This window comes from Enterococcus sp. HY326, from assembly GCF_026157065.1.
In the GTDB taxonomy this organism is placed as follows: Bacteria; Bacillota; Bacilli; order Lactobacillales; family Enterococcaceae; genus HY326.
Map to the genome: position 1 here is coordinate 582,622 of NZ_JANLGQ010000003.1, position 6,492 is coordinate 589,113.

Here is a 6,492-nt window from a genome sequence, read left to right on the forward strand (position 1 = left end):
AGATGTCGATTTTAATGGATCCAGATACACCAAACTTTTTTTGGAAAAACATAGATGCTTCGATGGACATGGATTGCATCATCGAGAGTGAAATACCCGAAATTTCACCAGCAGAGAGAATTGAAGCAATATCAGTAGTTGGTCGAAACGGCGAGTTACATGAAAGTTTCGGAGACTATGCAGCATATGATTTGACTATTCCTAAGATTACAATCCCTTACGAGCGGCTTCAGGAAGTGAAAAATTGGCTAAGAGGTCGAGGGCAACTAGTTACCCACAACGATTCTGATAAATACCGAGATTGCATTTGCAGTATGGGAAAGGAAAAAGAATTTGAAAACGAAATCGGAGTATTCTATATTTTTTCAGTTACCTTCCGTTGCCAGCCGTTTAGACGGAAATTAAACGATCGACCAATTCCATTTAATAAAGGTATTTTGAATTTTACAGATCCAGGCGATGAAGTTGCCAGTCCTTATTTGGAGATTGCGGCAACAGGAGGAGACTTTACCTTGACCATTGGCGATCGGTCATTAAAAGTCTTGAATGCATCAGCTGGTAAAGTTTCCATTGATACTGAATTGGGGAAAATTTTACAAGGAACAAAAAATTTATTTTCTATCGGTGAGTGGCCTGAAATTTCACCTGGGGATAATCAATTGATTACTTCAGGAGCGATGAAACAAGGTTTTATCCAGAGAAGGAGCCTTTTCTTATGACAGAATTTATTTATGTTTACGAAGAAATGCCCTCCAATTTGGATGCGAATGGAATTACATTGATTGACTGGTTAGACAATCCAGAAATAAATAGAATTATCAATAATAAATTCTCTTTCTATGGAAATTACAAAGTCGATGGAAAAGATGTTGACTACCTAAAAAAAGGCTACTTCATCAAAGCGTTGGACGAAGATTATAGATGGAAATATTTCGAGATTTATGACATTGTAAAAAATCTAAACTCATACTCGGTCACTGCCAGGGCCATTGGGTATATGGCTAACCGAAATTTTATTGACTATAGTTTCACATCCAGTGGCACCGGCGCAATGATCATGAATAATCTAAAGGCTGCTCTTGCTTTTGAGCAGCCTTTTAACTATTCTTCAAATGTTTCAACAGTACATCAATTCACCGCAAAGCAAGTGAACCCGATTGAAGCTATTATTGGTAGCAACAACGGTAATCAGAATTTAGTCGGGGTCGCAGCAGCAGAATTAGATATGGATAATTATGATCTTAAGTTAGTGAGTCAAATTGGCTCTGATAATGGATATAGGATTGACATCGGGATAAATCTTGAATCTGTTCAAGAAGAAATAAATGAAGATAATGTATATAACAGCTTATATCTGGTTGGAGGAGTACCCGAAAACGACTATGACGAAGACAAAGACCCTATCACATACAAATATTTGGAAGTCGAGGGTGTGACTGATGCCAATCGACGTATTGGAAAGCGAGAAAATTCCAACATCGTTGATGAAGATGAGCTAATTAAGTGGGGGCAATCTTTGTTTGATGTTGACAGAGTTCATGAAGCTAAAGTAACCCACACAGTATCGATGGTGAGCTTGGAACATACACTTGAGTATGGCGAACTCTACAATCAGCTTTCAAGATTGCATTTCGGCGATGTAGCCTATTGTAGTGTGAAAAAATTAGGAATCGACGTTAAAGAACGCATGGTGGAATATGCTTGGTACCCAACTTTAGGAAAATTCAAACAAATAGTCATGGGCAATGATCTTTCGATGTATACCAATACAGTCAATACGGAAACGGCAATTCTAAAGCGAAAAGTTGAGAACCGAACTGAAATTCTTGTTGAGGCTGTTCGAAATGCATCTAGTTGGATTACCGGAAATACGGAAGGACATATCCTCTTAAGACCCGAAAAAGCCCCTTCTGAAATTCTTATTATGGATACTACTGACGCTAAAACAGCAAAAAAAGTATGGCGTTGGAACCTTGGCGGGCTTGGTTATTCTTCAACGGGTGTCGATGGTCCTTTTGGATTAGCAATGACCCAAGATGGTGCTATTGTTGCTGATTTTATTACAACAGGCATTTTGCGGGCAATACGTATTGAAGGTGTAGAAATATTTGGCTCGTTGTTTGAAACCTTCAATGAAGTGGCAACTCAATTGATTCAAATTAACGCTGGTCGTCTTGCTTTTATGTTGAATGAGAAAGACGAAAATGGAAATAGAAAAGTAATTGGTGACTTAAATCCGATATTCTCTTCGGATGCCGCAGGAATCGGTTTTAATGTTCAAGAAGGAAATGTTCTATCAATCGGAATGAATCCAACCGCAACAGCCGGAGGACAATATGTATTGCGGATACCTGAAACAAGCACAAACGCCAATCCTCTTTTACAGCTAAAAGGAAGAATTGACCTCGATGGCGAATTTTATATCGGCGGTCAAAAAGTTACCCCCGGCGGAACTGGCGGCGGGGGTGGGGGTTGGAACGGTCAATATCCAGAGGGCGTAACGAGTTCAGCTGACCAATTTGCTTGGCAAGCGTGGATTACACTACTAAATTTAGGCTACTCAAAAGAAGCCGCAGCCGGTATTCTCGGCAACATTCAAGGCGAAGCTGGCTCAAGTATGAATCCTGATACTGAGCAAAATGGCGGACCAGCTTACGGCGCAATTCAAATGGATGGCTCAAGATATCCTCTTATCCCACCACCAACTGACAACGGTCGTGAGTATTTTCAACGTCTTCATAACGCTTCTGGTGTTGGCGGAGATTATCGGGAAATGACAACTCAAATGAAAGTGGTCAATTGGGCGATGACAAACGGCCAATGGATTGAGGCCGTGAACCCAACTTCAGTAGACGGATTTAAAAATGTAGGTAGTCCGGAAACTGCCGCCTATGCCTTTGAGAAAAACTTTGAACGACCAGCTGCAGACCATCCGGAACGTCAAGGATGGGCGAGACAATGGTACGAGAAATTCAAAGACCTACAACAACCCGGAGGCACAGGAGGCTATGCTTTGCCAGTTCGGGAAGGAACACCAGTTACAAGTTGGTTCGGCCCTCGTTGGGGAACCATGCATAATGGTATCGATTTTGGGGCACCGCTTGGTGACCCTATTTTTGCATCCAAGGACGGCACTGTTGTTCAATCGATGCCGACAAGCGCAAGTGGTGGTTTTGGAGAATATATCATTGTCCAACACGACGATGGCTATATGACCGGCTATGCCCATTTGACAACAAGAATGAAACAGGTTGGCGATGTTGTTTCTCAGGGCCAACAAATTGGCACATGTGGCAGCACCGGTGACAGCACAGGACCACATTTACATTTTAGTATTCAAACAGGCACATGGGGCCCATATGTTGACCCAGTGCCATTTTTAGGCTTAACGCCACCGTAAATCACAAAGGAGGGAGAAATATTTATGGCACTAGTCCATCCGTTAACTCTATCAACCGAACATTTTAATTTAGTTGGAGATTTGAAGTTAAGACAAGCAGATGATAATGGTCATGTGTTTGCAATTAAAGTTATAGGAGAAGACGATCAAGTAAAAACGTTCGATGGTTTAACTCCTTTTTTTTGTTTGCTTCCCGTTGAAGTTTCCGGGCAAGGAATAACGGAAGAAATCATTACGGATTATCAAGCCAATGCAGGCACGCTAAACTATACCGTTAGTGCAAATGCAATGCAATTCGCAAGACGAAACGAAGCATATATAAGTTTTAGAAAAGAGGATACTACTGGCACTTGGATTGAGCAGTTTTCTACTCGTTCTTTCTTTTACACAGTTGAAAAAGGTATTTACGATGTGCCATTTAAAGATTCGAATTACTGGTTCACATTTAAAGAACTGTATCGTTTATTTAATCAATATATTTCAGATGGTAAAACATCTTGGGAAGAATTTGTTGAGCAGAACAGAGAGATTCTTGAATCAGTAGATCCCGGCGGGGTTATATTAAGAGAGTTGATTGATACGAGAACCAATGCAGATGGACAGGTATTCAAGTCTGTTGCAGATCGAGTAGCAGCTGACAACGCAAATAAATGCGTTGCGGACTATCTTTCTCAAAAATATGTTGCATCCAATGACAGCATTATCTATTTGCACGGTTTTAAATCTGTCGGTGATTCCGGAGGCAGTTTGTATTCTTACGAGGTCAAAAAGATTATGAATACCGAAACATGGATTGATTCTGGTAAAGCGTTTGAATTGACGAAAGACGGAGAAATCAAGCTTTCTGATACGCAAAAACTGATTCCAATTTTTGATTCTGAGGTTTTATTAGGTGCATTTGGTGTAAACGGGACTTCTGATGACATGCTATTTCAAATTGCACTAGATTTTGCGATTCAAAATAATATCAAATTGAACATCAATGTGAATTGTGGTATTGAGGGCGTCATTGATATTAAACGATCCATAGATGAGCGCATTATTATTGAAATCGTTGGCCGTGGCACTATCAAAAAAATTACGCCGGGCTTTCTGTTTCATAATTCAACCTCTCGAAATGGCGGTAATCTGAGATTTACTGGTATTCACTTTGAATCAGAAGCGGGTGTAAAAACAACGATTTTTAATGCTGGTTACATGATTCGCATGTATTTTAATCAATGCAATTTTTACAATGTTGACTGTCTGTTTTATGCTGGCGGCACAGATACACAATTTAATTACGGCCAGACGATTTACGTTCAGGGTTGTACGATTGTCGGCGGTGAAGGCTGGTTCGCAAATGTTGATACAGGCTACGATATTTCATTTACGGGCTCAATCGTTGAGCATAGAGAGCATTTCTTACGTTCACTGCATTCGCATAGCGTTCGGGTGCTAGATTGTTTAATTGAAGGAATGGGAGGACAAGTCTTTTATGGTATTGATGGAAGAAGCTTAAATATTGAAAATAACTATTTTGAAGCTTGTTCTACAGATAATAACTATCCGTACATTCAGTTTATGAATCAAACTTTAGGTATTAATGATTTTCAATCTGCTTCTATTCGAAATAATACATTTATCGGAAGCGCTGATCAGATAGCTAGCAATAGTTTCTACTTAATCAATTACATCTACTTGCCTCAATCAGTACAATTTGGTGGCAACTACGCTGATTGTCATTTCGTTAAAACGAATTATGAGTTTAGTGTTTCGATGAATATTGAAGTATTGAAACAGTTGTACGCTGAAAATGTGACTGGAAATAAATATGTCATTAACAATCGTCAGAAGCGAGACCAAATCGTTTTAGGTTCGGGAAATGAGTTAAGCAAATATTTCAAGCATCCGTTTGACAAAGAGTTATTCACCATTTTTCCAGCGGACGGTTCAGTATTACTTGATTACTATGAAAATAAATATCGTTTAAGACTGTATCAAAACGGAACTAGCTCACCTGCTCAAATGTATATGATGACAAATAAGGAATATTACGCTTCAGGAGTGGAATATGTGATTGGGGTAAGTATTTTTCCGAGGACGTTGGGTTCTGGTGTAGGGAATGTTTCGGTCGTTTTGTATAATGAATCTTTCTCAGTTGTGTATTCACACGATATTGACATTCAAAACAACTCCTTTATCACCAATAAACCAATATTTTATTCACTCAGACCCTTTTCAGTAGCTTCTGGCAATTACTATTTGGCGGTGGTTCAACGAGGCAATGCTTCGAGCATTGTTGCACAAGAAACAGCCTTTTCATTAGACAATTTGGTATTACAACGTGGGACAATTGCGACGAATTAATTTTAGAAAGTTGGTGAAGTATGAGATTTTTTGGATTTCCTATTCAAGAGCTAGTGAGTGTCTTAACCGCTGGCTCTCTTTTGTTTGGCATCTTTTCGTATCTTTTCAATGCGATTGTCATTAAACCACTAAAATCCATTATTGAAACATTGGCTACCTCGGTCAATGAACTCAAGGATCAGATGGAGGGACACGGGAGAGATTATCGAAAACTAGAAAAACGTGTAAGTAAACTAGAATGGTTTACTGGATTGGAGAAGAAAGATAATGAAAAAAATTAATTGGAAGATTCGCTTTAACAAACATAATTTGACGTTTGTCATTCGGTTTATCGGTGCCTTATTGGTGCCGATTTTAGTTTATATGGGATTAGAAGTAACTGACCTTACATCTTGGTCAGCTCTAGGAGAAGTGTTTGTATCGGCAATCTCTAATCCTTATTTGGTTGGCTTGACCGTTTTAAACGCCATTAACTTAATTCCTGATCCAACAACTAAAGGGGTAGGGGATAGTGTTCAGGCGTTAACGTATGAAGCGCCAAAAGAAAAAAACGTTCAGCCGCAAGATGAACGGAAAGGATTTGAATAATATGGACGACAAACAATTAGCGGTTCCTGAAGAAGAACTAACAGCTACAATGTCCAATGACAATGGTCCAAGACCGGGAGACGAGGTGCTAGACGATGGCAACAGCGAATGATGTAGTTAACTGGATGTTGTCCAAGGTCGGCATCAAAGAAAAT

At 39.6% G+C, this 6,492-nt stretch carries 5 protein-coding genes; all 5 read left to right on the forward strand.

Features of this window, described 5'->3' with window-relative positions; all coding sequences use genetic code 11:
* Positions 1–2 precede the first annotated feature (2 nt).
* Genes ORH16_RS10670 through ORH16_RS10690 form a run of 5 tightly spaced genes read left to right on the forward strand, consistent with a single transcriptional unit; the run spans position 3 to position 6,337 of the window.
* A complete protein-coding gene (locus ORH16_RS10670) occupies positions 3–719 on the forward strand; it encodes a phage tail protein (RefSeq protein ID WP_265458734.1) in 717 nt (238 codons plus the stop codon).
* A complete protein-coding gene (locus ORH16_RS10675) occupies positions 716–3,400 on the forward strand; it encodes a phage tail tip lysozyme (RefSeq protein WP_416207853.1) in 2,685 nt (894 codons plus the stop codon). Before ORH16_RS10670 ends, ORH16_RS10675 begins: the two co-directional genes overlap by 4 nt.
* 24 nt (positions 3,401–3,424) lie before the next feature.
* Entirely contained in the window at positions 3,425–5,749 is a 2,325-nt protein-coding gene (locus ORH16_RS10680) for a BppU family phage baseplate upper protein (protein WP_265458736.1), read from the forward strand.
* 20 nt (positions 5,750–5,769) lie between these two features.
* Positions 5,770–6,030, forward strand: coding sequence for a hypothetical protein (locus ORH16_RS10685; RefSeq protein ID WP_265458738.1), 261 nt, complete (start codon positions 5,770–5,772; stop codon positions 6,028–6,030).
* Positions 6,017–6,337 carry a phage holin gene (locus tag ORH16_RS10690; protein WP_265458739.1) on the forward strand — a complete coding sequence of 107 codons (321 nt, stop codon included), beginning with the start codon at positions 6,017–6,019 and terminating at the stop codon, positions 6,335–6,337. The genes ORH16_RS10685 and ORH16_RS10690 overlap by 14 nt, the downstream gene beginning before the upstream one ends.
* Positions 6,338–6,492: the final 155 nt, after the last annotated feature.

Bases quoted from the DNA above. Each gene is read 5' to 3' on its own strand.
- ORH16_RS10670 (WP_265458734.1), top strand. From the start codon at position 3: ATGTCGATTTTAATGGATCCAGATACACCAAACTTTTTTTGGAAAAAC.
- ORH16_RS10675 (WP_416207853.1), top strand. From the start codon at position 716: ATGACAGAATTTATTTATGTTTACGAAGAAATGCCCTCCAATTTGGAT.
- ORH16_RS10680 (WP_265458736.1), top strand. From the start codon at position 3,425: ATGGCACTAGTCCATCCGTTAACTCTATCAACCGAACATTTTAATTTA.
- ORH16_RS10685 (WP_265458738.1), top strand. From the start codon at position 5,770: ATGAGATTTTTTGGATTTCCTATTCAAGAGCTAGTGAGTGTCTTAACC.
- ORH16_RS10690 (WP_265458739.1), top strand. From the start codon at position 6,017: ATGAAAAAAATTAATTGGAAGATTCGCTTTAACAAACATAATTTGACG.